The organism is Pseudomonas sp. MDT1-17 (genome assembly GCF_054898105.1).
Window position 1 is genome coordinate 1 of sequence record NZ_JBUBVM010000002.1, and the last position, 26,565, is coordinate 26,565.

The 26,565-nt window shown below is 54.8% G+C and carries 30 protein-coding genes; 15 read left to right on the forward strand and 15 right to left on the reverse strand.

Features of this window, described 5'->3' with window-relative positions:
- The 9 genes from ACYZTX_RS29525 to ACYZTX_RS29565 form a co-directional block, all read left to right on the forward strand.
- Nucleotides 1-337: topoisomerase C-terminal repeat-containing protein (locus ACYZTX_RS29525; protein WP_462037141.1), on the forward strand; the 337-nt coding region annotated here is incomplete at its 5' end.
- Nucleotides 338-384: 47 nt separating this feature from the next.
- Complete coding sequence (locus ACYZTX_RS29530) at nt 385-759, forward strand: hypothetical protein (protein WP_462037142.1); 375 nt, start codon at nt 385-387, stop codon at nt 757-759.
- Nucleotides 760-779: 20 nt separating this feature from the next.
- The gene (locus tag ACYZTX_RS29535) at nt 780-1,181 is read left to right on the forward strand and encodes a hypothetical protein (RefSeq protein ID WP_462037143.1); all 402 of its coding nucleotides are present in this window, start codon (nt 780-782) and stop codon (nt 1,179-1,181) included.
- Nucleotides 1,182-1,183: 2 nt separating this feature from the next.
- Nucleotides 1,184-1,558 (forward strand): hypothetical protein, encoded by a 375-nt coding sequence (locus tag ACYZTX_RS29540; protein WP_462037144.1) that lies wholly within the window; start codon nt 1,184-1,186, stop codon nt 1,556-1,558.
- A gap of 73 nt (nt 1,559-1,631) precedes the next feature.
- Nucleotides 1,632-1,871, forward strand: coding sequence for a helix-turn-helix transcriptional regulator (locus ACYZTX_RS29545; protein WP_461771479.1), 240 nt, complete (start codon nt 1,632-1,634; stop codon nt 1,869-1,871).
- Nucleotides 1,868-2,065 carry a hypothetical protein gene (locus tag ACYZTX_RS29550; RefSeq protein WP_462037145.1) on the forward strand — a complete coding sequence of 66 codons (198 nt, stop codon included), beginning with the start codon at nt 1,868-1,870 and terminating at the stop codon, nt 2,063-2,065. Before ACYZTX_RS29545 ends, ACYZTX_RS29550 begins: the two co-directional genes overlap by 4 nt.
- A 224-nt stretch (nt 2,066-2,289) precedes the next feature.
- A complete protein-coding gene (locus tag ACYZTX_RS29555; protein ID WP_256660582.1) occupies nt 2,290-2,595 on the forward strand; it encodes a hypothetical protein in 306 nt (101 codons plus the stop codon).
- Between the two features lie 149 nt (nt 2,596-2,744).
- Entirely contained in the window at nt 2,745-7,715 is a 4,971-nt protein-coding gene (locus ACYZTX_RS29560; protein ID WP_462037146.1) for a DEAD/DEAH box helicase family protein, read from the forward strand.
- A gap of 609 nt (nt 7,716-8,324) precedes the next feature.
- Nucleotides 8,325-8,465: a hypothetical protein gene (locus ACYZTX_RS29565; protein ID WP_462037147.1), complete on the forward strand. Its 141-nt coding sequence runs from the start codon at nt 8,325-8,327 to the stop codon at nt 8,463-8,465.
- 74 nt (nt 8,466-8,539) lie between these two features.
- Here ACYZTX_RS29565 and ACYZTX_RS29570 read toward each other — a convergent pair whose 3' ends face one another.
- The 3 genes from ACYZTX_RS29570 to ACYZTX_RS29580 all read right to left on the reverse strand — a co-directional run bounded on the left by ACYZTX_RS29570 (nt 8,540) and on the right by ACYZTX_RS29580 (nt 9,867).
- Nucleotides 8,540-8,923: a hypothetical protein gene (locus ACYZTX_RS29570; RefSeq protein ID WP_462037148.1), complete on the reverse strand. Its 384-nt coding sequence runs from the start codon at nt 8,921-8,923 to the stop codon at nt 8,540-8,542.
- 102 nt (nt 8,924-9,025) lie between these two features.
- Entirely contained in the window at nt 9,026-9,220 is a 195-nt protein-coding gene (locus ACYZTX_RS29575) for a hypothetical protein (RefSeq protein WP_462037149.1), read from the reverse strand.
- 92 nt (nt 9,221-9,312) lie between these two features.
- Nucleotides 9,313-9,867, reverse strand: a complete 555-nt coding sequence (locus tag ACYZTX_RS29580) for a type IV pilus biogenesis protein PilI (RefSeq protein WP_462037150.1) — start codon at nt 9,865-9,867, stop codon at nt 9,313-9,315.
- A 315-nt stretch (nt 9,868-10,182) separates the two neighbouring features.
- Here ACYZTX_RS29580 and ACYZTX_RS29585 point away from each other — a divergent pair, with 315 nt between their 5' ends.
- Nucleotides 10,183-10,611, forward strand: coding sequence for a hypothetical protein (locus tag ACYZTX_RS29585; protein ID WP_462037151.1), 429 nt, complete (start codon nt 10,183-10,185; stop codon nt 10,609-10,611).
- Nucleotides 10,612-10,711: 100 nt separating this feature from the next.
- A complete protein-coding gene (locus ACYZTX_RS29590) occupies nt 10,712-11,632 on the forward strand; it encodes a SprT-like domain-containing protein (RefSeq protein ID WP_462037152.1) in 921 nt (306 codons plus the stop codon).
- Between the two features lies 1 nt (nt 11,633).
- On the opposite strand, the gene ACYZTX_RS29595 is transcribed toward ACYZTX_RS29590, so the two are convergent.
- The 4 genes from ACYZTX_RS29595 to ACYZTX_RS29610 form a co-directional block, all read right to left on the reverse strand.
- Nucleotides 11,634-12,590: a tyrosine-type recombinase/integrase gene (locus ACYZTX_RS29595; protein ID WP_462037153.1), complete on the reverse strand. Its 957-nt coding sequence runs from the start codon at nt 12,588-12,590 to the stop codon at nt 11,634-11,636.
- Nucleotides 12,587-13,084, reverse strand: coding sequence for a GNAT family N-acetyltransferase (locus tag ACYZTX_RS29600; RefSeq protein WP_462037154.1), 498 nt, complete (start codon nt 13,082-13,084; stop codon nt 12,587-12,589). The genes ACYZTX_RS29595 and ACYZTX_RS29600 overlap by 4 nt, the downstream gene beginning before the upstream one ends.
- 914 nt (nt 13,085-13,998) lie before the next feature.
- On the reverse strand, nt 13,999-14,943 hold the full coding sequence (locus tag ACYZTX_RS29605) for a hypothetical protein (RefSeq protein WP_462037155.1): 945 nt from the start codon (nt 14,941-14,943) through the stop codon (nt 13,999-14,001).
- A complete protein-coding gene (locus ACYZTX_RS29610; RefSeq protein WP_169878315.1) occupies nt 14,940-15,155 on the reverse strand; it encodes a hypothetical protein in 216 nt (71 codons plus the stop codon). Before ACYZTX_RS29610 ends, ACYZTX_RS29605 begins: the two co-directional genes overlap by 4 nt.
- Nucleotides 15,156-15,368: 213 nt before the next feature.
- Here ACYZTX_RS29610 and ACYZTX_RS29615 point away from each other — a divergent pair, with 213 nt between their 5' ends.
- Nucleotides 15,369-17,357, forward strand: a complete 1,989-nt coding sequence (locus tag ACYZTX_RS29615) for an AAA family ATPase (RefSeq protein WP_462037156.1) — start codon at nt 15,369-15,371, stop codon at nt 17,355-17,357.
- A gap of 740 nt (nt 17,358-18,097) precedes the next feature.
- Here ACYZTX_RS29615 and icmT read toward each other — a convergent pair.
- Genes icmT through ACYZTX_RS29645 form a run of 6 tightly spaced genes read right to left on the reverse strand, consistent with a single transcriptional unit; the run spans nt 18,098 to nt 23,434 of the window.
- Nucleotides 18,098-18,367 carry an IcmT/TraK family protein gene (gene icmT, locus ACYZTX_RS29620; protein ID WP_137808423.1) on the reverse strand — a complete coding sequence of 90 codons (270 nt, stop codon included), beginning with the start codon at nt 18,365-18,367 and terminating at the stop codon, nt 18,098-18,100.
- Entirely contained in the window at nt 18,364-19,590 is a 1,227-nt protein-coding gene (gene traJ / locus ACYZTX_RS29625) for a plasmid transfer ATPase TraJ (RefSeq protein WP_462037157.1), read from the reverse strand. Before traJ ends, icmT begins: the two co-directional genes overlap by 4 nt.
- Nucleotides 19,574-20,137, reverse strand: a complete 564-nt coding sequence (locus tag ACYZTX_RS29630) for a lysozyme family protein (RefSeq protein ID WP_462037158.1) — start codon at nt 20,135-20,137, stop codon at nt 19,574-19,576. Before ACYZTX_RS29630 ends, traJ begins: the two co-directional genes overlap by 17 nt.
- Complete coding sequence (gene pilM, locus ACYZTX_RS29635; protein ID WP_462037159.1) at nt 20,134-20,568, reverse strand: type IV pilus biogenesis protein PilM; 435 nt, start codon at nt 20,566-20,568, stop codon at nt 20,134-20,136. Before pilM ends, ACYZTX_RS29630 begins: the two co-directional genes overlap by 4 nt.
- Nucleotides 20,569-20,572: 4 nt before the next feature.
- The gene (locus tag ACYZTX_RS29640) at nt 20,573-21,139 is read right to left on the reverse strand and encodes a hypothetical protein (RefSeq protein WP_462037160.1); all 567 of its coding nucleotides are present in this window, start codon (nt 21,137-21,139) and stop codon (nt 20,573-20,575) included.
- A 33-nt stretch (nt 21,140-21,172) separates the two neighbouring features.
- The gene (locus ACYZTX_RS29645; RefSeq protein WP_462037161.1) at nt 21,173-23,434 is read right to left on the reverse strand and encodes an LPD7 domain-containing protein; all 2,262 of its coding nucleotides are present in this window, start codon (nt 23,432-23,434) and stop codon (nt 21,173-21,175) included.
- Between the two features lie 258 nt (nt 23,435-23,692).
- On the opposite strand from ACYZTX_RS29645, the gene ACYZTX_RS29650 reads away from it, so the two are divergent.
- Nucleotides 23,693-24,223 (forward strand): hypothetical protein, encoded by a 531-nt coding sequence (locus ACYZTX_RS29650; RefSeq protein WP_462030058.1) that lies wholly within the window; start codon nt 23,693-23,695, stop codon nt 24,221-24,223.
- The gene (locus ACYZTX_RS29655; RefSeq protein WP_462037162.1) at nt 24,198-24,914 is read left to right on the forward strand and encodes a hypothetical protein; all 717 of its coding nucleotides are present in this window, start codon (nt 24,198-24,200) and stop codon (nt 24,912-24,914) included. Before ACYZTX_RS29650 ends, ACYZTX_RS29655 begins: the two co-directional genes overlap by 26 nt.
- Before the next feature lie 186 nt (nt 24,915-25,100).
- Here the strand turns inward: ACYZTX_RS29655 and ACYZTX_RS29660 are convergent, their stop codons facing one another.
- Nucleotides 25,101-25,316, reverse strand: a complete 216-nt coding sequence (locus tag ACYZTX_RS29660) for a hypothetical protein (RefSeq protein WP_462037163.1) — start codon at nt 25,314-25,316, stop codon at nt 25,101-25,103.
- Between the two features lie 493 nt (nt 25,317-25,809).
- Here ACYZTX_RS29660 and ACYZTX_RS29665 point away from each other — a divergent pair, with 493 nt between their 5' ends.
- Complete coding sequence (locus ACYZTX_RS29665; protein ID WP_462037164.1) at nt 25,810-26,079, forward strand: hypothetical protein; 270 nt, start codon at nt 25,810-25,812, stop codon at nt 26,077-26,079.
- Here the strand turns inward: ACYZTX_RS29665 and ACYZTX_RS29670 are convergent.
- The gene (locus ACYZTX_RS29670; RefSeq protein WP_462037165.1) at nt 26,069-26,458 is read right to left on the reverse strand and encodes a hypothetical protein; all 390 of its coding nucleotides are present in this window, start codon (nt 26,456-26,458) and stop codon (nt 26,069-26,071) included. The two genes, ACYZTX_RS29665 and ACYZTX_RS29670, sit on opposite strands and share 11 nt — an antisense overlap.
- Nucleotides 26,459-26,565 lie beyond the last annotated feature (107 nt).

A 26,565-nucleotide genomic window follows, 5' to 3' on the forward strand; every position in this document is an offset into this window, starting at 1 on the left:
GTTGAGCAAGGTTGAGTTCATCTTTGAGCAGCGCGCCGCGCCGGTCCAGGAGGGGCCGATTACAGCTCTAGCGTCCCCATGTCCAAAGTGCCAGTGCTCTTTCGAAAACAGGGCAGGGGTCTACGCCTGCACCACAGCCGGCTGCATTCAAATTCGCAAAGAGATCGCCAGCCGAAAGATTGAGGTCGACGAAGCAGAGTCGCTGTTGACCCAGAAAAAAACCGCTTTGCTGAAAGGCTTCCAGAGCGCGAAAACGCCTAAGCGAGCGTTCTCAGCGTACCTGGTACTCGATGTTGCGGCCGGCAAGGTCGAATTTGAATTTGAGCCCCGGAAGTGAACCGGCAACGTCCAAACCAAGCCCTAAACTTATCTCGGAAAATCGACATGGAACAAGACATGGCAAAACATGAGGGAATCGACCTTGAGTTGGTTGCCCCCTCTGTGAATCGCCTCATGAATGAGCAGATGCACGCTGCAATTTTGAAATCAATTATGGAGGCAGCTCTAACGGTCGGTTGGCGATTTGAATACACCAAGGAAGCACATGAGCTTTCGAGCTTTGCCAGGCTGCACATTGCTGAGGCGATCTATCCGGCGTACGTGAAGTTCACTAGGCCCCGTTTGCATTTGACTGACCCGGAGTCAATCAACCGCTGGGCCAGGGAAGCCATAGAGGACGGTTGGGCTGCCAACTGGCTGGATCACACTCTCCAGAGCTTGCGGAAATTGGGAATACGACCAATCCCATACACCGTGTGACGTAGGAAAAGAGGTAGCCCATGTTGAAGCCCAAGACCTGCTTTTGGTTGCGGTTACTCGCGATCTTGATAGCTCTCAGCGTCACTGGCTGTGAGAGAAAGCAGACAGAGCAAACCGATCCGAGCGGCACTACCCGGCGACTCGTGCAGGGTATGCAGGTGACTTTTTATGAACTTGAGCAAGGTGAGGAGCGCTGGTTCGAGGTTGATATTGCTGTCGACGGCAGTCGATCGTTCCGCATGCCAGTCTTCTTCACTGAAAACGGCCAGCTCGTGGCAGTTTCAGCTGAAACTGCAAAGCAGCGAGTCGACGCCTGGCTCAAGCAGCGAGCAATGACTGTGGCGGCGCTCAGCAGTATTGGGCTTCACGAGGGGCAGAAATCGCGTTACATCACCATCAGCGAAAAACCTGGGGGACACTAATAATGGAATTCCCGAAACTGGAGGCTGTTCCGGCCTACCACGCTACGACGCAAGGCGGTCGAACGGTGCCGTTCATCATTGCCATTTTGCTTTATGACAATGAGGGTAACCCTCGACTTACACCTGCCGTGGAGCGTTCCATTGACCGCACCATTGAAGTGACAGGCCGAGAAGGCCTTGCGCGCGCAACGATTCGCGAAACAGACAACTTGTACGACACCGCGTCCAAGTATCTGGAACGAGCCATGGATCTGGATGGAGCGATCGTCCTATTCCGCTGTGAGAGCCCGGAGTTGTGTGAGCGCCTCATGGCGCACTTCAACACCCACTACACGTTGAGCATGGTTCAAGAGAAGGTCGCCGACGCGGGCGAATAAAAAACTCCCTCGACCACTTTACATAGTGCCCTTTTAGGGCAATGATGCACCTAAGGGGCATTTAGAGATCAGCATGAAAAACAATCAGTGCAAAGCAGCCAGGGCACTACTGGGCTGGAGTCAGCCGGATCTTGCCCGCGAGAGCAAAGCCGCTCTGCGGACGATCAAGAATTTCGAGTCTGGGAAGGTGGAACCCCAAAAATTGACACTCCTGGCACTGATTGGTGCTTTTGAGCGTCACGGCCTGGTCATGCTGAAAACCGGCGGGGTGGATTATTCAGCAAGCGCGCACGAAGGAGGCTCTGACCAATGAAGAAGCACCTAGGCATCCTGCTGCTGGCCATCCTTGCATTGTTGCTCAGTGCGTTGTTCTTGTTCGCCGGCTTTAACGTACCAACCCACCCATCCAGCGCGAACTGGCTGCGATTCGGAGTGATCAATCTGGGGATATTCGGGCTTCTGGCTTGGCGCTACCACTTCCTCAGGTCATCTAAACGCGGCACTTGACCTTGTAACAGTAGGGCTCTACTGCGCTCGGGCTGGTTTGTTAGGAAGTATTTTGTATACTGCCTACAATACAAACCATGCAGGAGCGTAGGCAGTGGCACGACGTCGACAACCCAGTGAGAACCTTGACCAGTTCTCGTTCGATTTCACCTTCAACAAAACATTAGAAACCATCCAGGTTCTCGAAGCCGAGATGGACCACGATGACGACCAAGGAGTCACCCATGCTGATCGGACAACAACAACCGCTGGAAATCGCCTCGAAAATCTTGAAAGCGGAAACGCTTCAAGCAGTCCGGAGTTCTCCCTCGTACAGCCTGCAGGGCTGGAAGATCCTCGACCGTTGGGCGTTCAACACTCCGGATCGGCTGGTAGCCCTGGAAGCGGAGGGGGAAGTGATCCTGCTCGGCCGCTTGCTGGAGCAGCAGACGATCGAACAGAACGTGCTCAATCAAGCGTTCGAATTGCTGCAGGCGGGCAGCGCGGCTCACGAGATCCTCGCGCAGAACGAGATCAATACAGAGCTGTAGCACCGCGCAACTACACCATCAGCGCAGACGACAACCTCGGCGACGGTGGTGCAAAAGCCAAATTCAAGGACAACATCGCTGCACTGGAGCTCCTCAAACAGCTCACGTCTGAATCCCGATCGGCGACGCCGCTCGAACAAGCCACGCTCGTGCGCTATGTCGGTTGGGGCGGCCTCCCGCAGGCCTTTGACCACCAGAACAACGACTGGCAAACGGAATATCGCCAGTTGTCTGAACTGCTTACTCAGGACGAGTTCGAGCGAGCCCGACGCTCGACCCAGGATGCCCATTACACCTCCGAGGTGATCATTGGGGGCATTTATCTAGGCCTCCAACAGATGGGCTTCGACGGTGGCAAGATCTTTGAGCCAGCCGCCGGCACCGGCAACTTCATAGGTTTGATCCCCACGGCGTTGCGGGAAAAATCGAAGTTCACCGCCGTCGAGCTCGACCCTCTCACAGCCGACATCGGCAAGCAGCTCTATCCCGAAGCCACCTACATCAACAAGGGCCTTCAGGACGTTGTGATTCCAGCAGGTTACTTTGATGCGGTCATTGGCAACCCGCCGTTTGGCAGTCAGTCACTCTACGACCCGCATCACCGCGATATCAGCGAATTCTCGATTCACAACTACTTCCTCGCCAAGTCACTCGACAAGCTCCGCGAAGGCGGCGTGATGGCCCAGGTTGTAAGTCGCTATTTCCTTGATGCCAACAACTCTGCCGCCCGGTCGTATATCGCCGACAAAGCCCATTTTCTCGGGGCGATCCGCCTGCCAAACAATGCGTTCAAACGCAACGCGCTCACCGAAGTTACCACCGATATCGTGTTCTTCCGCAAGGCGGCCGCCGGCGAAGAAACGGATAAGGGCTGGGTGAATGTCGGTGAAATACGTGACCGTGAGACAGGTTCGCCAATCACCCTCAACCAGTACTTCATCGAGAACCCGCAGCAGATGGCCGGCACGATGGTGCTCGCTCGCAACATGCACCGTGAGACCGCAGAGCTTGTGGCAGAGCCAGGTCAGAACCTGGCCCTGGCGATTGCCGAGCGGCTATCCGTGCTACCGGTGAACGGATATACCCCGGCCCGAAATTCAGGCGAACGCGTTGACTCCTCTGCACCGGAAAAGCCGTCCCTGGTGCTGCCCGATGCGCTAAAGGTCGGTTCGTTTTTCCTTGTCCCAGATGGGCGTATCGCCCGTCGCTTGCCCGACTTGCTGGCAGACCACGACTATGTCGTCATCGAGCCAAAGAATGAACGTGCCGGCGAACGCATCAAGGGCATGATCCAGATACGAGAAGCATTGCGTGATCTGATGCAAGGCGAGCAGTCGGACTCTTCAACTGACTTCGAGTTGGCCAGCAAACGCCAGATGCTGAACCAGGCTTATGACCAGTTCCTGCGCAAGTTCGGACACGTCAGTGCCCAGGCCAACCGTCTGGCGATGAGTGAAGATCCTGAATATCCACTGATCCACGCCCTGGAGAGCGACTACGACAAGGGTGTGTCGGCTGAAACGGCGAAGAAACACGGCGTAGATCCCCGCGCGCCTTCGGCGAAAAAAGCGGCGATCTTCTCCAGGCGAGTGATGAGCCCTCGCGTAGAAGTCACCCAGGTTGAAACGGCCAAGGACGCCCTGGTTGTCTCTATGAATCAGTCTGGGCGGATCGATCTGCCGAGGATGATGAGGCTTTCCGGCAAACCTGAGGACGAGCTCATTGCCGACCTGAAGGGGCTGATCTACCAAAACCCGTTACTGCAGCGCTGGGAAACAGCTGACCAATATCTCTCTGGCAACGTGAAGGACAAACTGAAAGCAGCAGTTGTCGCAGCTGAGCTCAATCCCCGTTTTATCGAAAACGTCGAGGCGCTGCGAGCCGTCCAACCAGCGGACATCGAACCTGTGGACATTCGGGTGCAACTCGGGTCCACCTGGGTACCCGACTTGGACGTGGAAGAGTTTGTCAGGCATTTGCTTGGCCGCGTGGCCTGCAGGGTTTCGTACCAGCCGTCTTTGGGCAAGTACATGGCCAAGATCGGCGCCGCCGATCACACCACGGGTCACGTGACGTGGGGTACCGATCGCTACCCGGCGCACCAGCTCGTTGAAGCCATACTGCTGGGCCATGCGATCCAGGTTCGTGACGAAGTCGGCAAGGATGATCGTGGCAACAAGATCTACCGAATCAACGACGTTCAGACAGCAGCGGCTAATCAGAAAGCGGATGAAATTCGCCAAGCCTTCCTTGATTGGGTTTGGGAGGACAAGGACCGCCGTGAGCGGCTAGCGCGGATCTACAACGATCGTTTCAACACGAACGTCGCGGCGCACTACGACGGTTCTCATCTTGAACTGCCAGGTGCGTCTCTGGACATCTCCCTGCGGCCACACCAGAAGGACGCAATCTGGCGCGGGATTCAGGATGGCACCGCGCTCTTTGACCACGTTGTGGGAGCGGGCAAAACCTTGGTGGCAGTTGGCACCGTGATGGAAAGTAAGCGCATGGGGTTGATGAATAAACCCATGCTGGTCGTTCCCAATCACCTGCTGCTGCAGTGGAAAGACGCTTTCTACTCCCTGTACCCGAACGCGAACATCCTGGTCGCCGAGAAGGCGGACTTTAAGAAGGACAATCGCGAGAAGCTGTTTGCCCGAATCGCTACCGGCGATTGGGACGCTGTCATTGTGGCCCACAGCTCATTCAAACGAATCGGCATGCCCGAGGAAACGCTCTCCAATATTTTGAACGAGCAGATCCGTGACCTGACTCAGGCGATGCGCCAGTTGAAGGAGGAGAACGGTGACCGGATCACAATCAAAGAGATGGAGAAAGCTCGCGAGCGCATGAAAGAGCGGTTGGAGCGTAAAGCAGACACCGGATCGAAAGACCAGGCTGTCAGCTTCGCTGACCTCGGGGTTGATGCGCTGATCGTGGACGAAGCCCATGAATTTAAGAACCTGTACATCACCACCGCTCTAAGCCGCATCTCCGGCCTGGGCAATCTTGCAGGTTCCGAAAAGGCGTTCGACCTCTTTGTGAAGTGCCGCTACCTGCAGCAGCGTAACGACGGCCGTGGAGTATTCTTTGCTACCGGCACGCCTATCAGCAACACAATCGCTGAGCTGTACACCATGCAGCGCTACATGCAGTACGACGAGTTGAAGGCCCGCGGAATTGTCCACTTTGACGCATGGGCCAGTACCTTTGGCCAGGTCGTGTCGGGTTGGGAGCTCGACGCTACTGGCGTCAACTATAAACTGAACAGCCGATTCTCGAAGTTCCAAAACGTCCCGGAATTGATGGCACAGTACCGAGTGTTTGCGGACGTCATCACGAAGGCAGATCTCGATCGCCAGGCACAAGAGCGGGGTAGCCGATTCCCGGTACCGCGTGTGAAAGGCGGTCGACCACAGAACATCGTGGTTGAGCGATCGGAAGATCAAGCCGAGTTCATGGGTGTGCAGACTGTGATGAAAGACCTGCACGGCCAGACGGTGTACCGCGCCGATGGGATCATGATGAAGGAGTGGAACAAGGGCTCGATCATCCATCGCATGGAAAACCTTCCGAAAGATCCTCGAATCGACAACCCGCTGAAGATCACCAATGAAGCACGAAAGGCAGGCCTCGACTTCCGACTGATCGATCCGAATGCTGACGATCACCCAGGTAGCAAAATCAACGTCGCGGTCGAGAACATTCACCGGATCTGGTCCGAGTGGGATGACCGCAAAGGCACTCAGCTTGTGTTCTGCGATCTGTCTACGCCGAAGCTGAAACGAAGCTCAGTCGTCGTAGCTACTGGCGATGAAGATGAACCGGACGACGATATGCCGGCAATCTCCATGGACGAGCTCCTGGCCAATGGTTCTTCATTCAGCGTGTATGACGACATAAAAGCCAAGTTGATCGCCCGGGGCATACCCGAGCACCAGGTGCGGTTCATTCACGAGGTCAGCACCGACCTGCAGAAGTCCAAGCTGTTCGATGAACTCAACCGAGGAGATGTACGAATCTGCTTGGGATCGACGGCGAAAATGGGCGCGGGCACAAACGTCCAAAGGAGATTGGTCGCCGAGCATCACCTTGATGCCCCGTGGCGTCCCAGCGACTTGGAGCAGCGCGAAGGCCGCATCATCCGCCAGGGCAACCTGTTCTACGAGCAGGATCCTGACCTCTTTGAGGTTGAGATCCTTCGCTACGCCACGAAGCAGACATACGACAGCCGGATGTGGCAGACCATCGAGTACAAGGCCTCTGGCATTGAGCAATTCCGTAAGGGCGATACGCTGCAGCGGGAGATCGAGGACGTGGCCAGCGAAGCGGCCAACGCCGCTGAGATGAAAGCTGCAGCAACTGGTAACCCGCTGATCTTCATGCAGGTGAAATTGAGTGCCGACTTGAAAAAAATCGAGGCGGTTTACTCAAATCACAAGCGCAACCTGCACAGTCTCGAAAGCCGACTGGATTGGCTCGCGGGCGCCGACTTGCGTGCGAACCGAACCGTGAAACGCTGCTGCGCAGAGATCGATTTGCGTGACGCTAACACCGGTCCTGAGTTCGCTTTCAAGATCAATGACAAGGTGTATCGCGAGAAAGAGCGTGACCATCTGCTCAGCCAGATCATGTACAGCATGAAAAAAGCGGTCGAATCACGCGCCCAGTCGCTGGCCGAAGCCCCCGGAGTAATCAAGGTAGGCAATTACCGTGGCTACGACATCGAGGTCTATGCGCGCCGAGACACCATTCAGTTCTCACTCGCCGGCGTCGACAGCTATGAGCCTGAAAATCTTCGCTACACCGTCGATGATAAGTTCAGCCTGGCAGGTTTCACCAGTCGAGTTGACAACTTTCTGGGCAAGTTTGAAGGCTGGAGGCAGGAGGCCGAAGAGTACCGAGTCAAAGAGAAGCTTGAGCATAGTCGGGCGATCGTGGAGAAGGACAAGCCGTTCCCTCAACAAGCAAAACTCGAAATGCTTCGGCAGGATGTTCGTGACGTCATGACTGAACTCAAGCTGATACAGGCCGATGACAACCATGTTTCGACTTGGAAGCCACTGTCCTATGCAGAGGAGGCCAAACCAACGCAGGAGAAAATGCGACTCCGCATGTAGTGCTTTGAAGGCCGGCAATTGCTGGCCTTTTTACTTGCCGGTCTTGAGTCTCGTATCGCAACAACCTGGCGCGCACCGAAGCACTTTGATGTTCGGTGCCGCTGGCACCGCATGCAGCGTCTAGCCCTGGACGTCGCCCAAACCGGCCGCGCCGATCGAGCGCGGATCTGCTGGCCAACACCTCACCCTCTCCTGGATGTGCTTCACCGGCAATCGCCGGCCGCCCGTTGCCGATCGGCACCGGCCTCGATCACGATCACCTGCAGCAGTCGCCGGCGGCGCCGGCATCGAGCAGCTGACTAGGTGCTGGCCCGGGCACGTCGACCGACGTGCACCAGGTGCGCGATCAGCCGCGGGAAAGAGCAGGGCAGGGCGCGGCCTCCCGGCGGTGGCCACCGGCGCCGCCGGCACCTGCAGGAGCACCGATCACCCACGAACCCCACCGCCTGCACGGGGATCCCCTGGCCCATCCCCTAACACAGCCCGTGGATTTGTGGATGACGGCCAACACCGGCCGCCGCCGGCCAAACCCATCCCCCCGCCCTTCCCTCCAGGAAGGGAGCGAGTCGGCCTCTGACCCCAACGGCCATGGGGGAGGAGCAAACCCCCATGACCGCCGGGGGAGCCTTGATCACCAGCCATCTGGTAAAGGGACCGCTACGCTTCAGTCCTCACCCGTTCGGTGCTCGCCTGCAAGCAGGCTGCGCGCCGCGTGCGGCTTCCGGGCTGACCCTTGACCAGCCAAAGTGAGTCCCGCATATCTATCGCTAACCTCAATGTTCCCAAAGCTCAATCAGGACCAAGGTGAGCAGCAGGATTTTCCCTTAGGAAGCCTTACCAGGGGTCAATCCCATTACTTCTGGCACGAATTTCATGATCTGGCGAGTGAACAGCTCGGCGTCTGCAAGATCGGATTCGAGAGCATCGACTGCGCCTTGCAACACGTTGCTCGCAGGAGTACGGCTGAAGAACTCCCGCAACTCGGTCGTATGGTCAGCTATCTGACGCAGGATGAGATTTGCATTCTGAACCCTTGGAATGTCCTCCACCGTCAACACCTCTTCCAGGTGAGCGAAGCGCCAAAGAACTGTGCGCTGTTCATGGGCGAGAATCATCCAGCCACGCAGTGCTTCGTGCATTTCTTCTTGGGATTGACCATCCATACGATTCAGGTCGTCCCGGTTTTTCTTAAAACTGGTCAGCATCATCACACCTCACTTTGGCGGACGCGAAAACCGCGCCTCTCCTACGGGCTTAGCCCAACGTTTTGACGGCTGGGCTTGTTGTGTTCCTGGGCGGGATTTTACTTGTCACTTCGAAGGCCAAGCTTTCGGCTTGGTGTAGCCCCGCTTACGCGGTTCGGCCATCACGTCAGTAACAGCCGGAGTCCCCAGACAACTGAAAAGCTTTGGATTAATAAAACTGGCCCCGTGGCCTGGTGGTGCCATGATTACCGGAATGTCCGTGAAGTCACAGGTGGTGACGATCAGATTTTTATTGGTCATCGTGATTCCTCGTTGTTTTCGTGGACGCGAAATTGGTTGGTTTTTACAGCCGCTGGCCCAATCAAGGGCCAATGGTGTGTAGCGGGACTATCCTATCCTTCCGTACCGGCAAGCCAGCCCGGCTCTTCTGCGGCTGCTAACCACTCTCGCAGCGAACCAGCATCCTTACCAGGTTCGTCTTCTGTACCCCAGCGCTCATCAAGCAACAATTGGCCGGTCAACTCGACTTCGTATTCTTCCTCGTCCCCCATCAGCTCACGCATCAACTCAAGAGCATGTTCAGGCGAAGCGGCCGCAAACCAATCGGACTCTCCAACTTGATAGCAACGCAGACCCGCAGGATGAATCTCGTCACCGAGCAAATCCTGCGACGGCGCTGGGTGAACAACACGGACATTCCGTACTGCGCCCAGCAGCTCAAAGGCACCGGGATCTTCCTGTCGCCATCGGTTTTCACCAACTATCGTTGCCCGATCCCAGCGCATCGTACGCACTCCGTCTTGAACGACGCAGACCATGTAGCTTTCCGGTGTTCTCATCTTCTTCGCAACGCTCAGCGCTTCCGCGATATCAGAAGCAAGAACAGTTTTGTCATCACCCTCATTGGTACGAAAGGTCACTTCAACTTTCTCAGTAGCCGGTGTCATGTCAAGTCCCCATACATGTTGCGACTGTTGCACGCTGTAGCATTACCGTGTGCAACACCTGTCTGATGCCTTCTGGTAGTGAGTGCGCGCCTGTGGTTTCGCTGGGAGGGCTAGCACCTCCCGTTGTCCGCCGCTCGCAGGCCCTATCGGAGTCGTCCTGCACCCACTCCAGAAGATACCAACTGTTCCTTTTGCAGAAGGACCCAGGCAAACCCCTTCCTTGATAGTTTCCGTATAACAGCTATTATACAAAACACAAACCGACATCGCCAGCTAATCACCGGTGGTGTTTACACGCTGTTGAAGGAGAGGGCTGTGAGGGAAGAAGATTTGACCGTTAAGCAGGCGTTGATCGATGCCGGTTTCGGGGGTCATCCGGCGACCTGCCGTGGCGATCTGTACTGGACGCTGACAACACTCATGCAGACCGACCCCGTTAAACACGAAGACCTTGTAGACAGACTACGCGTGATTTTGCGTTCCGCTGATGCGCTTGACACAGCGGTTGAGCTGGCCAAATTAAAAGCCTTACACAAGGTCATCAAGGCATGTCCGGACTGCGGCAAGCGCCCGGGTATCCTTTCCGGTTTGATACCTGGTACAGGGGAAGGCGAGGTTGTCTGTTTACACGAAGAGGACGCCACCATTCGAAGCGGGGAAACCCTAGCTGACGCGATTGCTAATTGGAATAGCGATGAATGGACGTTGGGGGTAGTTAGGGCGGTGTACGAGATCACCGGGTAGTAACTCGTAGTCTTATGAAGCAAAGGCCCTGGTAAAGGGCCATTTTTTCAGCACAAAATATGTATTGCACAATACATTTTAATGGGGAATTAACGTGGTGGTGAAAGGTTATCTTCGCCCAACCGAGGAAGCGTACGCTGAGCTTCAGCGTGCTTACGATTATTACAACGATTACCTGTTTGCATCCCAGGAGCGCCTGCCGGCGTGCATGATCACCTACCAGCGTGAAAAGCGGACGATGGGCTATTTTTCGAAAGGACGCTTCATTCGGTTGGATGGTACGAAGACCGACGAAATCGCCATGAATCCCGACTACTTCGCGTCGATTCCTCTCGTGGAGATATTGCAAACCCTGGTCCATGAGATGGTCCACCTATGGCAGGAGCATTTCGGCAAACCCAGCAGATCCTGTTATCACAATTGGGAGTGGGCTAGAAAAATGGAGGCCTTGGGCCTGATGCCGTCCTCAACAGGACAACCTGGTGGTAAGAAAATCGGTCAGTCGATGAACGACTACGTCATCCCGGGCGGCCGTTTCGACAAAGCCACCCGCCGTTTGCTGAGCACAGGCTTTGCCATCTCATGGATGGATCGCTTTCCTATCAGCGTTCGGCCACTCGCTGCTTTAGCCCCCAGTTCACCGCCTTCGGGATCCATGGATGTGGAAATTGTTCGGCATGCTGCCGTAGCAAACGATACGCTTCCACCGGCTGCAGATTTGGACGATGGCCATAACGGTGTCAGTCCTGGTTTTGTGGCTCAGGAGCAACTCCCGCAGCAGACACTGATCGATGCAGGCTACCAAGCGCCGGCGATAGGGGAGCTTGATATTGGCGTTCGGGAAGAAGTCGATCGGAGTAACCGGGACAAATATTCCTGCCCAACGCCTTCCTGCAAAACGAACGTGTGGGGTAAACCCGGTCTGCTGATCATTTGCGAACCATGCGGCCTGAGGTTGGAATCCAAGCTTGCGAGCCTTCAACCCTCGCCGGTTGTTAGCCTTGGGGAGGCAAGCGCGTAGCTCAGTACTTCACTTTGTACGTGGGTGAATCCTCTGGCCGCTGGCCACGTCGGTCATATAGCCGAGTTGTGCTGATATTGGCGTGGCCCAACCACTCCTGCACCTTGGCGATATCGGCGTCATGCTCCAGGGCATTGGTTGCGGCCGTCGCTCTGAGCCCGTGCACGCCCAGCCCGTCGACCTTGATACCCGCTGCCTTGGCCCATTGCGCAACCACCGTGTAAATCCCGTTCGCGGAAATGCCGGCGCCGGTGGTGCGACCGCGGATCGAGCGGAAGAGCGAGTCATTCCCGGGCTCGCGTTTGTTGTCCCTTTCCAGGTACTCATGAATGCGCTCGGCCGCCACCGGGTGCAACGGTAAATAGCGGGTCTTGCCGCCTTTGCCCTTGACCTTCAAATGCTTGATCCCGCGCCGCTCCTGCAGGTCACCGACCATCAGCTGCGCGGCTTCTTCCCGGCGCAGGCCGTGGTACAGCAACACGGCCAAAATGGCCCGGTCACGAATGCCCTTGAGCGTCCAGCCGTCCGGCGCCGTCAGCAATAATTTAGCCTGGTCATCCCCGAGGGCCGGCGTCTTGCCTTCGTTGGATTCAACCCGGGGCCTTTTGACGCCGTGCACCGGGTTGCCGCCAGCAACCGCGTTGTTCTCCAGGAGGTGGTCAAACAGGCTGGCCAGCGCCGCCAGTTTACGGCGGATCGTGGCTCCAGCCAGGCCCCGGTTTTCGAGCTGGGCGCGCCAAGCCAGCACATGCGCGCGGGTGACTGCGCGGAACTCATCAGCGCCGGCGATCCCGACAAAACTGCAGAAGTCGGCCAGGTCTATTTGATAGGCGCGGCGGGTGCGCGGGTTGTCGATATTGGCGAACCATTCCGCTGCAGCCGGCACGGCTGCGAGTTGCTGGAACTCGGCGGCGGACAGTCGCCGCTCACCGGCGCCAGTGGGGATCAGGTTGCTCATCGGATACCCGGCCCGGCCGGGCGCCCGGCAGCTTTTTCAGACTCGACCCAAGCCCAGTATTCGCGGATCGAGCGGTCAACCTCCGATTCTGGTACCAGGTGCTGCCAACGCTGTTTGGCGTCGGCCAACTCGCTGTCGGTACGCAACTCCTCCTCGATCAACGCACCGGCGGCCAAAAAGCGACGCCGGGCTCGGTGCCAGAAACCATTGGATAACGCGTATTGGTAGATCGGTACGATCGGCACCTGGTGTGTCAGCCAGAGGTGCCACAGCACGCCCAAACCAATGCCCTTGCGCTGATACGCCGGGTCAATGTCGAGCATGTTGATGTACACGCGATCGAGCAGCGGATTGATGCCGTAATCGACATGGCCAACGCGTTGGCCATCGACCTCGATGTCGTCAAAGTAGTCGGTACCGGGAAAAACGAAATTGCCCCGGGGTGATTCTTGCCGGCGATTCACCAGGTGAACACGCACCGCCCCGTCACTCATGTTTTTTGCCGCACGTCTATGGAAAAAGTCGCGCATCGGCTCAAAAAGCGACATACGGCTTACCCTTCTGAATTATGGTGATAACCTATTTTATCACCACTTATAAGGCTTGCGAGCTTCAAGGCCGTTTTTGTCGCTTAGTGACTAGGCCTGGTGGTTTGTTCTTAACGTGACCAATGCTTGCAAGAGTGTGCAACTGACCAATTTCGCGCCAATGTCAGTCGTCGCGATCTCTTCATTACTTGGCTCGATTAGGTATTCTTGCGGGTACTGTTTATTTGTACAGGTCTTTTGTATGACTCGCGATCTTCCACCTTTTCGATCAGTCACCCAGTCCGAGCTGCGGGATTTTTGGACTAAGCACCCTGATTCGGATGTCCGTCGCTTGATTCTTGAGGTCGAGAGTTACCGGCGCGCAATGCTCGAAATAGATCGCTTGTATGGGTCGATCCAGCAAGCTTGGAGCACAGAAGTTGGCGGCGAGTTGGTCGCACTCTACATGCTAAAGCGCATTGTGTTCGATGAGCGGATGCGAGGCCTGCAAGCAGTCCGTGAACCGATCCATCCCCAACGCTCTTAAGTAGCCAAATTGCAGACCACGATGCTGGCCCGGGCGCGTCGCCCGACGTGCACCAGGTGCGCGATCAGCCGCGGGAAAGAGCAGGGCAGGGCACGGCCACCTGGCGGTGGCCACCGGCGCCGCCGGCACCTGCAGGAGCACCGATCACCCCAACGGCCATGGGGGAAGAGCAAACCCCCATGACCGCCGGGGGAGCCTTGATCACCAGCCACCTGGTAAAGGGACCGCTGCGCTTCAGTCCTCACCCGTTCGGTGCTCGCCTGCAAGCAGTCTGCGCGCCGCGTGCGGCTTCCGGGCTGACACTTGACCGGGCTTTAAGCAAGATTAGTGATGCTTAAGACTTTGGACGCTTTGGTGGGGGAGTATTGTGTGTAACAGGTCGATCGAGTTCGACTTTTGCTTTAGGCGCAGAAAACTTCAACCCCAGCGGCTCACGGTTATGGCTCTTATATTGGGTTTCTTTCCTCAACCGGGCATCCCCAACTTGTTTCAGAATACTGGGCCAGTTCTTTTCAACAAACTGCTTGGGTAGCAAGTCTGGATCAATCGGAATTGCCTTTAGAAGGTCCAACCCGTAATCGTAAAACGCGTCTTTGCCATTTCGGGAAAGAGCCAGCTCGTGAATCCGTTTAAATAGAGGAACGGCTTCACGATAACCGTCCTCAACGAGTATTTCACGTAGATAGCAGTTCGATGCGCGAATAGCCAACTGCGTTCGAACAGACTCCCGCTCACGGCTACTGCACCAGGGAGCGTATAAGTTGAACAGACGAGATTGTAAGCAAGACACTGGGTCAATAATGGCAATGCGTACATCATCTAATACAACTGATTCCAAATATTTGTAAATGTCAGCGGTGCTGACGCCGGCGATGGCATCAAGAATATCGATAACAATCTTCCGATCACCGTCCCATGCAATTTCTGCCGCTGCTAAGTTCGGAGTATGATCTTCAATAGTGGCGCGACGAAAACTAACGTTCATTCGATCTTCGCAGAAACCAACGGAGCCCTGTCTGCCTATAAAATCGAGATCGTCGCTAGTTGCAAATTGAAGTTCCTCGCCGGTCATCTCGTCTAATAGATATTCCCGCGCCCACAGTGACAACGCCTGTCCACCAACAACTATCAGACCGTATTGGTCTACAGCTTCGCGTTCTGGTGATCTATAAACGTCCTTGATTCTCTCTTTAAAATACAGAAATAGTTCGGAACGCTCAAAGTGGTCAGGGGTTTGTGAAGTGCCGTCAGGAAGATCAGGGCTATCTTCAGAACTCATTCAGACAATGCCAAGAAAGCCGGAGGAGCGATGCGCTGACGACGTTGTTGAGATCCCGCCGGTTTACGCATAACCGCTTTAATGCGTTCGGCAGAAGCCTCCAGATCGGCAGGCTGTGCAGACGCAACTGCGGACATGAGGACATCACGCCGCGAGCGCTTGCCTTCCATGATCGCAAAGAAACTGCCTGATGATTGGTCTGGTTGGCGCATAACGTCGCTCCAGCAAGGTGTGTATGGGTTAATCCTAGCACGAGGGCTGATACCCGTCGATGGCCCGTGTGGCAGAGGCGCCAGCGGATCCATGGGCGCAGCGACCGAGCAAAGCATGACATAAATCTAGAGCTTTTACGCTCTTACGTATTTACGCAATTACGTATTCAATTTAAAGTGGTGGCATTGCGCTCGGGCCCTGGCCCGAACGCCGTGACCATCATTCCAGGACGAACCGAAGAAATGAATTCGCCAAGCCGCTTTGTACCAGCACCAGTCCTCTTCCTCCCCTTGGCCAGTGAGACCGCAGGAGGGCTGTCCGACGCAGCGCTTGCCGATAACTTCTTCAAAACGGCGTCCACGACTGAGCTAGCAGCGGTTCTGCTGATACAAAACCTCAACGCTCTTGTTCAGCAGAAGGTCTCGGTGACTAGGATCGAGGTGATGTATGACGGAGCTCTGCGCGCAGGTCGCGCGCCGTCCCCAGCCGATGCGCCATCTTTCGCTGCGCAGGTTCAAAGTCGCTTCAAAGCCTCTATATTCGCCCACGGGCTCACGTTGCTCCCATCCATCGGAGCGAGTTTGCTTGATGCCGACGAAGTAGCGAAACGTGACTATCTTACTTCTGACGGTAACTGGGACTTTACGTTTGGCCAACGATACAGCCAGAAAAACCAACCATTAAAGCGCGAGGTACGCCTTCCTACTGGTGGCGTCCTGCAGTTGAGCGACCAACAGAGCCGACTATTCGACGAGTTCAACGCTTGCCAGGACGAGTCGTTCCACATTCAGGGTTACGCTGGCACCGGCAAGACTTTTTTGATCGCAAAATTCTTTGAGTATTTAAACCCGAACTCGACGTTGTTGATGGCTTACATGCCAAGTCAAGTTCAGGCTCTGAAAAACCGGATGGTTCAATCCGGAGTAACAGCGGAGCTCAATGCTCATACCTTCGGTCATGTTGCCAATCAGATTCTTAACCGGGACAAAACGTCATTAGGGTGGAGGATCAGTGATTCACAGCGATCGCAGTCAACCTATTTGGTTAGCGATCAGCAGATTGCCAACTGGCTGAACTTCCGGGCTGTAGGTTCTTTAAGACCTCGGGATGTTGCAAACGTCTGTCATCGAGCTGTGTATAGCTACTGTCTTTCTCCGAGTCAAACTATAGAGCCGCGTCACCTACCTGCAATAGGTGGCGCGCTTAATGATGCGGATATTGCTGTATTGATGGAGTATAGCCGGTTGATATGGAGTGAGCTGATCTGGCCTTCCGCCCCAGAAATTAGGCTTCCGGTACGTAACGCGCACCGAATAAAGTTTCTATCGCTGCGTCGGGAGGTTATTCCAGAGGAATATACACACGTCATTATTGATGAAAGTCACGAATTAAGTGCACCTATGCTGCAAATCCTCGACCGCAGTCCGCAGGCCGTACTTACTCTTGGAGACGAGTTTCAACACCTACATGGTATGACACCGCGTCATGGCGCAGTAGTTAGACAGAGATACGTGACGCAGTCCGTGCGCGCGGGTAAAGAAATGGGCGAGATTCTGAACCCGCTAATCCAAAAACACCCAAGTGTGATCAAGGAAAGCTACGAAGGCCGGTCAGAACACCCTATGCAATTGCTTCCATACAACAACATGTCGATTCCTGAGAAGCCAACGACAATTATTGTTGCCAATGAATGGGGACTGATGGGGTGGTTCATCAGGCTTACCGAAGCAGGTGCGAAATTCCAAATGGCTGATCGGGCGAAGAAAGAACTGAATACGTTCCTCACAGACCTGATCTTGCTGTTCACAGAAGGAACCAGGCCCCGGCATCGTATGATATTCGGCTACGCCACTTGGGACGCTTTAGGTTCTGCTATGGGACGCAACTACGAATTCAAAGCAGTTCAAGAGTTACTTGATCGAGGTTTTACTTTCAACGACCTCGCTGAACGGATGAAGAATTTTTGCAGTGAAGATAGTGCCAAGATCAAGCTCGCCAGAGTCGATGACGTCAAGAACCAGGAGTACAACACCGTCCTGTTGTCGCGTGATCTGTTACGGCCGCCTCGGGAAGGTTCGACGCACGCACTTGCCACGGTATGTTCCCTTCTTTACACCGCGAGTTCGCGAGCGAGGCACGAGTTGTTATTGCCTGGCAACATGAAAGACTGGCTAACCGCTCTCTCCCAGCCAACCGACTAATCACCGTGTCGTTTCTGCTCGCCGTACTTGGATGCTCGGCGCTGCAGGCGCCTCACGCAACGCCTGACCCGGGACATCGCCCAACCCCTCCGCGCCGATCGAGCGCGGATCCGCTGGCCAACACCTCACCCATCTCCTGGATATGCTTCACCGGCGATGGCCGGCCGCGCCGTGCCGATCGGCACCGCCTCGATCACGATCACCTGCAGCAGTCGCTGGCGCCGCCGGCATCGAGCAGCTGATCAGGTGCTGGCCCGGGCGCGTCGACCGACGTGCACCAGGTGCGCGATCAGCCGCGGGAAAGAACAGGGCAGGGCACGGCCACCTGGCGGTGGCCACCGGCGCCGCCGGCACCTGCAGGAGCACCGATCACCCACGAACCCCACCGCCTGCACGGGGATCCCCTGGCCCATCCCCTAACACAGCCCGTGGATTTGTGGATGACGGCCAACACCGGCCGCCGCCGGCCAAACCCATCCCCCCGCCCTTCCCTCCAGGAAGGGAGCGAGTCGGCCTCTGACCCCAACGGCCATGGGGGAGGAGCAAACCCCCATGACCGCCGGGGGAGCCTTGATCACCAGCCATCTGGTAAAGGGACCGCTACGCTTCAGTCCTCACCCGTTCGGTGCTCGCCTGCAAGCAGGCTGCGCGCCGCGTGCGGCTTCCGGGCAGACCCTTGACCACAAGAACGCAAAAAGGCCCCTTACGGAGCCTCAGTTGACTGGTAAACCAGGATAATCCTAATCGAGATCCTTAAACCGGTTGCGATACCACCATGGCCTGGCAAAGATTCTCGATCCACGTACAAAGTGCAAAGCCTTGCCCCAAAGCACCTTGAATGTCAGACCGAAGCGTGCAAGCACGGCAAAAAAAACGATCGTGCCCACAGCCAGCGCAAACGTCCAATATGCCCAGTGAAACATCCAAATAAATATGGGCAAGAATGCCATGCAGGGGATACCGAATATTTTCGGGGACCGACCAGCGTGTTGCCAAATTGAAGCACTCATGCAGCAACTCCAGAACGTGTACGGAAAGCTTTGTGTCCGGCTAGTTCGATGAACTCCTCTTTATCGATACGCCCAGCTTCGAATAGAGCCCACGCCTTGTCATCTAAAGTCGCGCCGGCCTTTTCAAGCTTTAACCGCAACTCCAATGCCCACCGCTCGTATGAGTGATTTTGAAGTTCATTTCGTAGATCCCGGTCAAACACCACGAATTCGCGGATAGCTTGTCGCTTTCCATCTGTGGTTTTGAGCAAGCGCTGGACGACGATTACTCTCAAGCACCCCATCAATCGCGAAGCGACAGCCGACTGCTGCGCGGGCGGGTAAACCTGAATAATCCGGTTGATCGTTTCCGGAACCGATTCGGTGTGTACCGTTGCATAACAGAGGTGGCCGCTTAATCCGGCCTCGATCATCGCGTCCATCGTTTCCAGGTCTCGCGCTTCGCCGATACCGATGATGCTTGGCTTCCGGCGCATTGCATTTTTCAAACCTAGTGCGAACGTCGCGATGTCCCGGCCGATTTGTGATTGGGACGGCTGGGGGCCTTTCCAATGAGCGCCTCCCAACACGAACTCGATCGGATCTTCATAGGTGACAACCTTGCGATCGGGCATTTCCTGCCCAGCGTAGCCATAAATGCCCGCCTGCAACGTTGTCTTACCCGATCCGGTAGGACCACAAACGAGGACCAAACCCTGGCTAGGGTACATGGCTTCGAAGAGTTCTTTTTCGATCCCCATTTTTAGAATATCAGGCAGATCTGACGGGATAATTCGCATCGTAATCGAATACGCTTCATCGAGCTTCGCAACACGAGCCTGAATGAAGTTGCAACGAAACCGAAGAAACCCGCCGCGCTCAATGCCAAGCTCTTCACCTTGCAACTCAAGGGCTCTATCAGCGCCCTTGCCGGAGCGGATGTTTGACTCAACTTCAGCTTGCCACACGGTTGCAATAAGGGTCGGCAGTTGACCCTGTTTGATTGTGTGCAACGTCGCCCGGCATTGGCGACCGTGAATTTCTGCCCAAATGTAATCGCCGCCTTGAATAGTCAGGTCTGAAACGCCGTTGTCCGCGCAGTACTTTAAGAACCGCTTGAAATTATGAGGGCTAAAATCACCTTGGAACTCAAATGGCTTGATCAACGTGGCCTGCAGCAAAAAACCATCTGCAGAGTGCGCACCTTCAGTTGAAATCCGACCTGGTTCATTTTGTGACGACATAGGGAGCCTTCTGTCCTGGTGCAACCGTAATTTTACCTAAGCGGCGCTCTATTTCTTTTTTGTAGCGACGCGCAGGTTCGCCTCCAGCAGGGCGGTGGTACATTCCAGCCGCTTGGAGCCAATCCCCGGTTGTTTGGTAATGCGTCCGCAATAATATCGCGGCGACCTCTAGATTTCTTCGTGGAAAGAGAGAGTCACACGGTGTCGCGAAATACTTATGACCGTTATACCCCCAGTTCAACTGACCGATCCCGATATCTACAGACTTTCCGCCGTGCTTCGCAACAGCGCTATTGGCCTCATTGCATGCTTCTTGAAATGTCGCAAAACGCTTCGATGTCCCTGCAACGTTTAATGTCCAGGGCCAAGGATAAAATCCTATCGTCAGCTCCGTATTACTTTCAGTTTGCGCAATCGCATAGAGGTAGTTAACCGGAACACCCTGCTGCCATGCAATCTGACCATATAAAGGTGGCGGTACTTCGCAGTGTCCTACTAATGGCACCAATGCTAAAAGGAACGCTGCAAATAGTCGAATTATGTTCATTGCATGATCACCACTGATGACTCAGGAATCACGGGTGGAAGCACTATGCCGGTATTACCGCTTTGAGGGTTCATCAGCATTCCCCCCCTGTTGATCCCGACAGTCATTGACTCTGTCTTACCAGCGATTACGGAGGCTAGCTCACTGCGACCGACGTAATAGACGTAGACCTTTCCAAAAGCTACGTAATTGGAAATTCCTTGAAATCGCGAGAACCACGTAGGTAAAGCTAAGCTCGAATCGGGGATTGCACCGGACGCCGATGGCGTTAGTTCAACATACCGGACGATTGCGTTTTTATAGACTTGCATGCTCCCGGAAATTGCCTCGTTCTCTGCAGCAATGGAGGCTTGCTCGGAATTGTTCGAGTTTTCGGAAAGCATGTAATCGCCCAAGAGCAGCGCGACCAACAGTACCCAAATTAAAGGCATGACCTTACTTCCAGATGTCGTTCCAGAATGCACTGTCATCGGAAGTAGATGTACTTCCTGATGGTGAAACTGGAATCTGCGTAGGTTGGACAGCCGCCGGGGCGGACGTAGAACTAAGATTGGAAAGCGTTCCTATGCTACTTGGCACAGTACCAGGTGAGCCGGAATTGATAGTCCCCGCGCCTGTCGCTTGTTGGTACTTATCGTAATCCGAGTACAAACTCTGTAGTGCAGAGCCCATTCGGGATTCCGTGGCACCATCAGCCGTGTCATTAATCTTGTCACGGGCTAACCTGCAGACTTGGTTGAAAATCTTTTCAGCCCATTCCCCAAATGTTTCTGACGGACCGTATGTTGGTCCAGCTTTAATTCCAGTTACGCCACCCACGCATTTTTCCAAAACGTCTGAAAACGAAAGCTCGTCCTCGACGGTTTGTTCTGCCGCCTTCTTGTCCTCTTCGTACCCGCTTTTACTACCACGAACAGCGGCCTCACCGCTCCGGCACGTTGCTGCATTCACGTTCGCAGACATGCAAAACAGAAGTAGAAGGGCACTGAACACAATTTTCATAACGGATCCTCGGTGGAGAAGGCGGCAGCTCAATCAAGCTCGAGCGCGACTACGCGGTTTTTTTTGGGCGCTGGGCTCTTGGGCGCTGGCTGCCGCCGGAGGCTGCTGTGCCTCCGGTTGTGCCGCCTGCGCCTTCACCTTTGGGTCAGTCGCTGCCTCGGCCTGCTGTTCGCCAGCCTTTGCTCGCTCCGGACGCGCAACGCGGTCCTGCACGAACCCCAACTTGCGGTGCATGTCGTCGTCGACGTTTTTGGTGATGCGTCCGCTTAAAGTCTTGCCGCCGATGTTGAACAACACATCATCGAAATAAACAGGCTTCTGGTCATTACGCTTGTTCAGTGCATTACCGAAGCCGAATTCTTCCCATTTGGTGTCATCACCCTGGCCGACCGCTTTGGACAACTTGATGAAGTTTGGCTTGATCTCACCAGTGCCTTCATCCGGCTTACGCTCATTGAGATGCGCAATAACCTGATGTTTAACGCCGTCAACTTTCATGAAACCTTGGAGATAGTCGCCCTTGCCTTTGAAGAGCAGTACGGTGGTGTCGTAATCGTCACCTACCTTAATGACTCCTCGAAGAATCAGCTTCTGATCGTCGCCGTTTTCGTGTTTATCACCTGGACTAGCATTTTGCTCTGTCATCTGACTCTCCTGCTGTGCTGTGTGTGAATCTATCGCTGTACGGCTCTGCTCGAAGGCAACCAGCAGTTCCTTGGCGTTGGATGGAGCAATGACCTGGTTACCGCTCTTATCAAACCAGTAGTAGGTATCTGCGGCAGGCCCAGGCCCAAGTTCGTTGAGCAAGACCTCTCGCTCGTTGTTATCGGCGCTCCAGCTTTCAATTACGGCGTGCTGCACTTGCCACCAATCCATAGCGGAAATTGGCGTAAGTTCACTGGGAGAAAGGACTGGTCGTGTGGCGGGTTCGACCAAAGTCAACGTGGGGGGAGTTGATTCCTTCAGATCGGCAAATTGCGTATCGGCCGCGCCCCGATCAGTAACTACGATCCACTCATTACGGTGAGTGTTGATAGTTTCGGTGTCGATAACCTTGCCCTGGTCATCTTTTATGTCTTTTACGACGGTTACTGGCTTTTTACCGTTATTGACCAGTTCAATCATCTCACCGCCTGCAGCAGATGCTGTTGCCATTGCATCGGCCAAACCTACACCCCAGGTTGTCGACAACTGACCGTCGCTATTTTCAAGAACGACGAAGTAACTGTCTTTGTTGCCTTTCTCATGGTCGTACGGCGCAACACCGTGCTCTACCAATCTGCCGGCAAGACGATTGACGGGCTTGGGATCCTCACGTTTGACCACAACCAAATTGGGGCTTGAACTGGAATCCACAGTGGCCTGCGCGTCAGCGCTGACCAACGCCTCATCTTGAACAGTCTCGCCAGTGGCACCTTGGGTATGTTTTGGCATTGCAGCCGGGAGTTTGTAGTTGGGATACGCGACGGCCAATTCCCGCAAAAGCATTTCTTGGGCCGGGCTTTTGAGACGAACCTCGACATTGTTCTTCAGCATCACTTCAAGTGCTTTGCGTTTGAACTCATCTGTTCCGGTCAAGGAGAAAGCGCCGCCGTACTTTTCCTTGGCGAGAAGAATGGCGCCGAGGATCGACTCCTCGTCGTCGAGCGCTTTGTCCTCGACAATAATGTGGCGACCATGATCGATGAACGCTGGCCGCTCGCTCACCAGGTAGAGGACGCTCCCATCCGGCCGTGTCTTGTAGGTGATGCTTTCAAGCACTTTGCTTGCGGTAGGCAACTCTGGTGCATGGTCGGGGTGCTGCTCGCCGCCGGAAAACCCATTGAGCCCGGAAGCATCCTTAGGCAGCTTCGCCTGGGCGTCCGTATCACGCAGGCGGGCGACGAGGTCTTTAGCCGTCACGCGGTCCTGCTCAATCCCGCGGCGTAAACTCTCCTTCTTGAGCTCTTCCACCTTGTCCGCCACATCGCCGGCCAACTGCTGCATTTCAACGCGGTAGGCTTCGTAGTTTTGGAAGTTAGCGGAGATATTGTCAGCGGCAATTTCCTCGTCAATTGATGAAAGAAGCCTGAAGCTCGCGATGTCACCGTCGACCCAATGGCGCAGCAATCGTTCTGGGATCTCAGGGACTGCTTCAGATTCTCCGAGCATCGTGTCGCGCCACTGGGTAAACCTGACCGACCGGGCTTCTATCGCCGCCAGTGGCGATTGGCCCACAAGATCGCTATTCGAGTCGTTTTGACTGTAGACAGCGTCCGTAAATTGTTGCATTTGTGCGTCCGACTCTGCGCTCATGGGGATCTCCCTATGCTTGTGGTAATAGCTACCTCTGTCCTCGCCTTCAGTCGTCCTGAACTACTGCTGAAAACGAGGGTCAGAGGTGGTGCCGTTTGCGTGCTGCCGTTCTTTTGTATTGTGTATACTATGCAAAATAGCAGCATTTTGGAAGATCTGTAAAATCTCCATGCTGGGAAACCAATTTCCCAGCATGTGAGTCAGAAATTTCCTACCGAGTGATGCTTCTTTGCTACCATCAATGAAAAGAGAGTGGACATGACCAAACAGCCCCTTCAGCCGATCTGCGGAACCGACCTCGAAAGGTGGCGCCTTGAAAATGGCCTATCAAAAGTGGCGGCAGCAGATGCTTTCGGTTTGCAGAAGGCGAAATGGGAAGAGCTGACCAGCCAGGAGCGCTCAAGCACTCCTATCAGCGACCCTGCTGTGGCTTTGTGCCTCTATGCGTATAAAAGTTATCCGGAGTCTTCGCCGGTTGAGCATCCGCCCGCTATTAAGGAGTTTTTTGACTACCTTGGGCTTGATGCTGAAGCCCCGCAGGATCTAGAGATGTTTGCTACGTTGACCGGGAGGTCGGCGCCGTCGGCTTACCGCTTGATCAAACATGGCGGTAAGCCAGGAAGACCAGTAATACGATGGATCGAAGCTGTGCGCAGACTGAATATGACTTCAAAGCAGAGTCAAAAATTTATGCGCGACGCGGTGAGCACTGTTGCTGACCACCAAGGCGTTGAGAAAGTTCTGATTCAAGGTTGGACAAAAAATGGTGAAAGTAGCGAACACGAATGAGCAAGAAAAGAACGAACATATTATCGAGTTATCGACACTTTACTTTTACCAAGGTAATGCGCCGCGCTCCATTGCGTTAAAGGATTGCGGACTTAAAACTAAAAGCTCCATAGAAGGAGCTTTTTCTGCGTTGTATGGATATCAAAGTAAGCAGGAAGCTTTTATGGCTGCACGCAGCTATGCGAATGAACATCGCCTAGATTTCACAGTCATTGATTTTTTAGTAAAATTAAATGAAAAGCAAAATCCGTTGATGATGAAACCGGAGGACATGGCTAATCATGACTTCATTACGTTTCAACGCCTTTCAAAAAGTTCTACGGAAGAGGTTCAGTCAACACTCAGGGCAATACTTATTTCTGAAGGGACTGATCCGGATAGCCTCGGCATATTTAAACCGCATATTGTTTTGATGCAACGCCCCGATTTGGTGGCGAAGTTGATGAATCAACCCGAGTGGCAGCACTTTAAGGTAATTGCGCACCCGGCGGATCTTGAGTTTAGTCCTCGGCCATTGAATGTCGGTACGGTACCATTCCGGCATTGGGACGCTATTCAAGAAGCTACTTGCCGACTCAATCCAAATATACGCATCACACTTGATCCTCCACCTCCAACAAATTCCGATAGCTCAGATTCTTTAGCTCATATGCCTCAGCATAAGACTAAAGCAACGCAACGTATGCGCTGATCGGACTAGCTATTTAAGAGCCGGCTTCTTGCCGGCTTTTTCGTTGATCTTGAATTTAACCAGCAGTTTATCCGTCTTTAATCGCACAACGCCGTGGTTGGATGCTCAACGTTTTACTCAGCGTCATGCCAGGACGTCGCCCCAAACCCTCCGCGCCGATCGAGCGCGGATCCGCTGGCCAACACCTCACCCATCTCCTGGATATGCTTCACCGGCGATGGCCGGCCGCGCCGTGCCGATCGGCACCGCCTCGATCACGATCACCTGCAGCAGTCGCCGGCGCCGGCATCGAGCAGCTGACCAGGTGCTGGCCCGGGCACGTCGACCGACGTGCACCAGGTGCGCGATCAGCCGCGGGAAAGACCAGGGCAGGGCACGGCCACTGGCGGTGGCCACCAGCACCGCCGGCACCTGCAGGAGCACCGATCACCCACGAACCCCACCGCCTGCACGGGGATCCCCTGGCCCATCCCCTAACACAGCCCGTGGATTTGTGGATGACGGCCAAACCCATCCCCCCGCCCTTCCCTCCAGGAAGGGAGCGAGTCGGCCTCTGACCCCAACGGCCATGGGGGAGGAGCAACCCCATGACCGCCGGGGGAGCCTTGATCACCAGCCACCTGGTAAAGGGACCGCTGCGCTTCAGTCCTCACCCGTTCGGTGCTCGCCTGCAAGCAGTCTGTGCGCCGCGTGCGGCTTCCGGGCCGACCCTTGACCAAACAATCGAACACGTCAAACCAATCGCTACGAAACCGCTTATTGCTGGAGTTCTTGAGAGGGGGAGTTATGCAGCTTACGCAATAACGTATGTACGTAATTACGTAACGTGATAGAATGGAGGTACACCGGCGGCTACCGGTATCGATCAGTACCAATCAACGTCTAGGAGACAGAAATGTTTATCTGCCAACCAGAAAATAAAACAGCGGCAATCTGTGGGCTGGAGCACGGTGAGAGCCTGATCATCCCGTGCAATAGCAGCACAGTTCAATCGACTCAGAACTCTATCCAGGGCATCTATTCCAAGAAGGGACTGAATACTGCGGAGTTCAGTCAACGCAAGGCGCTGCTCGTTTTTGACGAAAAAACAATGCCACTGGCGGTCATTGTGGTGACGAGAACGGTTGGCCCGTTACCAGGTGATAGCGGTTCAGTCACCGGTTGAAATCGAGTGCGATCAGGCCAGTGAATGCCAGATCCTGGACGCTGACGTCCGGGATTGGCTTTCCTAGAAGCCGCGCAGCTTCCACGATTATAAAACACTCCCGAGGCATCACTTTCATGACCTCCTGAGAGCTGCGCAGACGAACTAAAGCAGCGTCAGCTGTTTTGAGATTGTCCTCATCCTTACCACTCTTAAAGCATCCGATCAGGTCACTGGCTGAACGTGCCTGCATCTGAAGAGCTACCAGCGCAGTTTTCAACCGTTCAGGCGTTGAGGAAACCATGTTGGGAGGCAACTGGTGATTATTCAGCACCGCAAGTCGCGACCGCCTGTCACCAGAGGGGAACGACAAAGACGGAGAGGCTTGCAAATCTGTCATATTTGGCTCCATATTAACACTGTCTATCGAACCAGCCATCGTTATACATAATCTATATTATGCGTAATATCATTGCGTTATGAGATATACCTAACTAGCTACCGAGC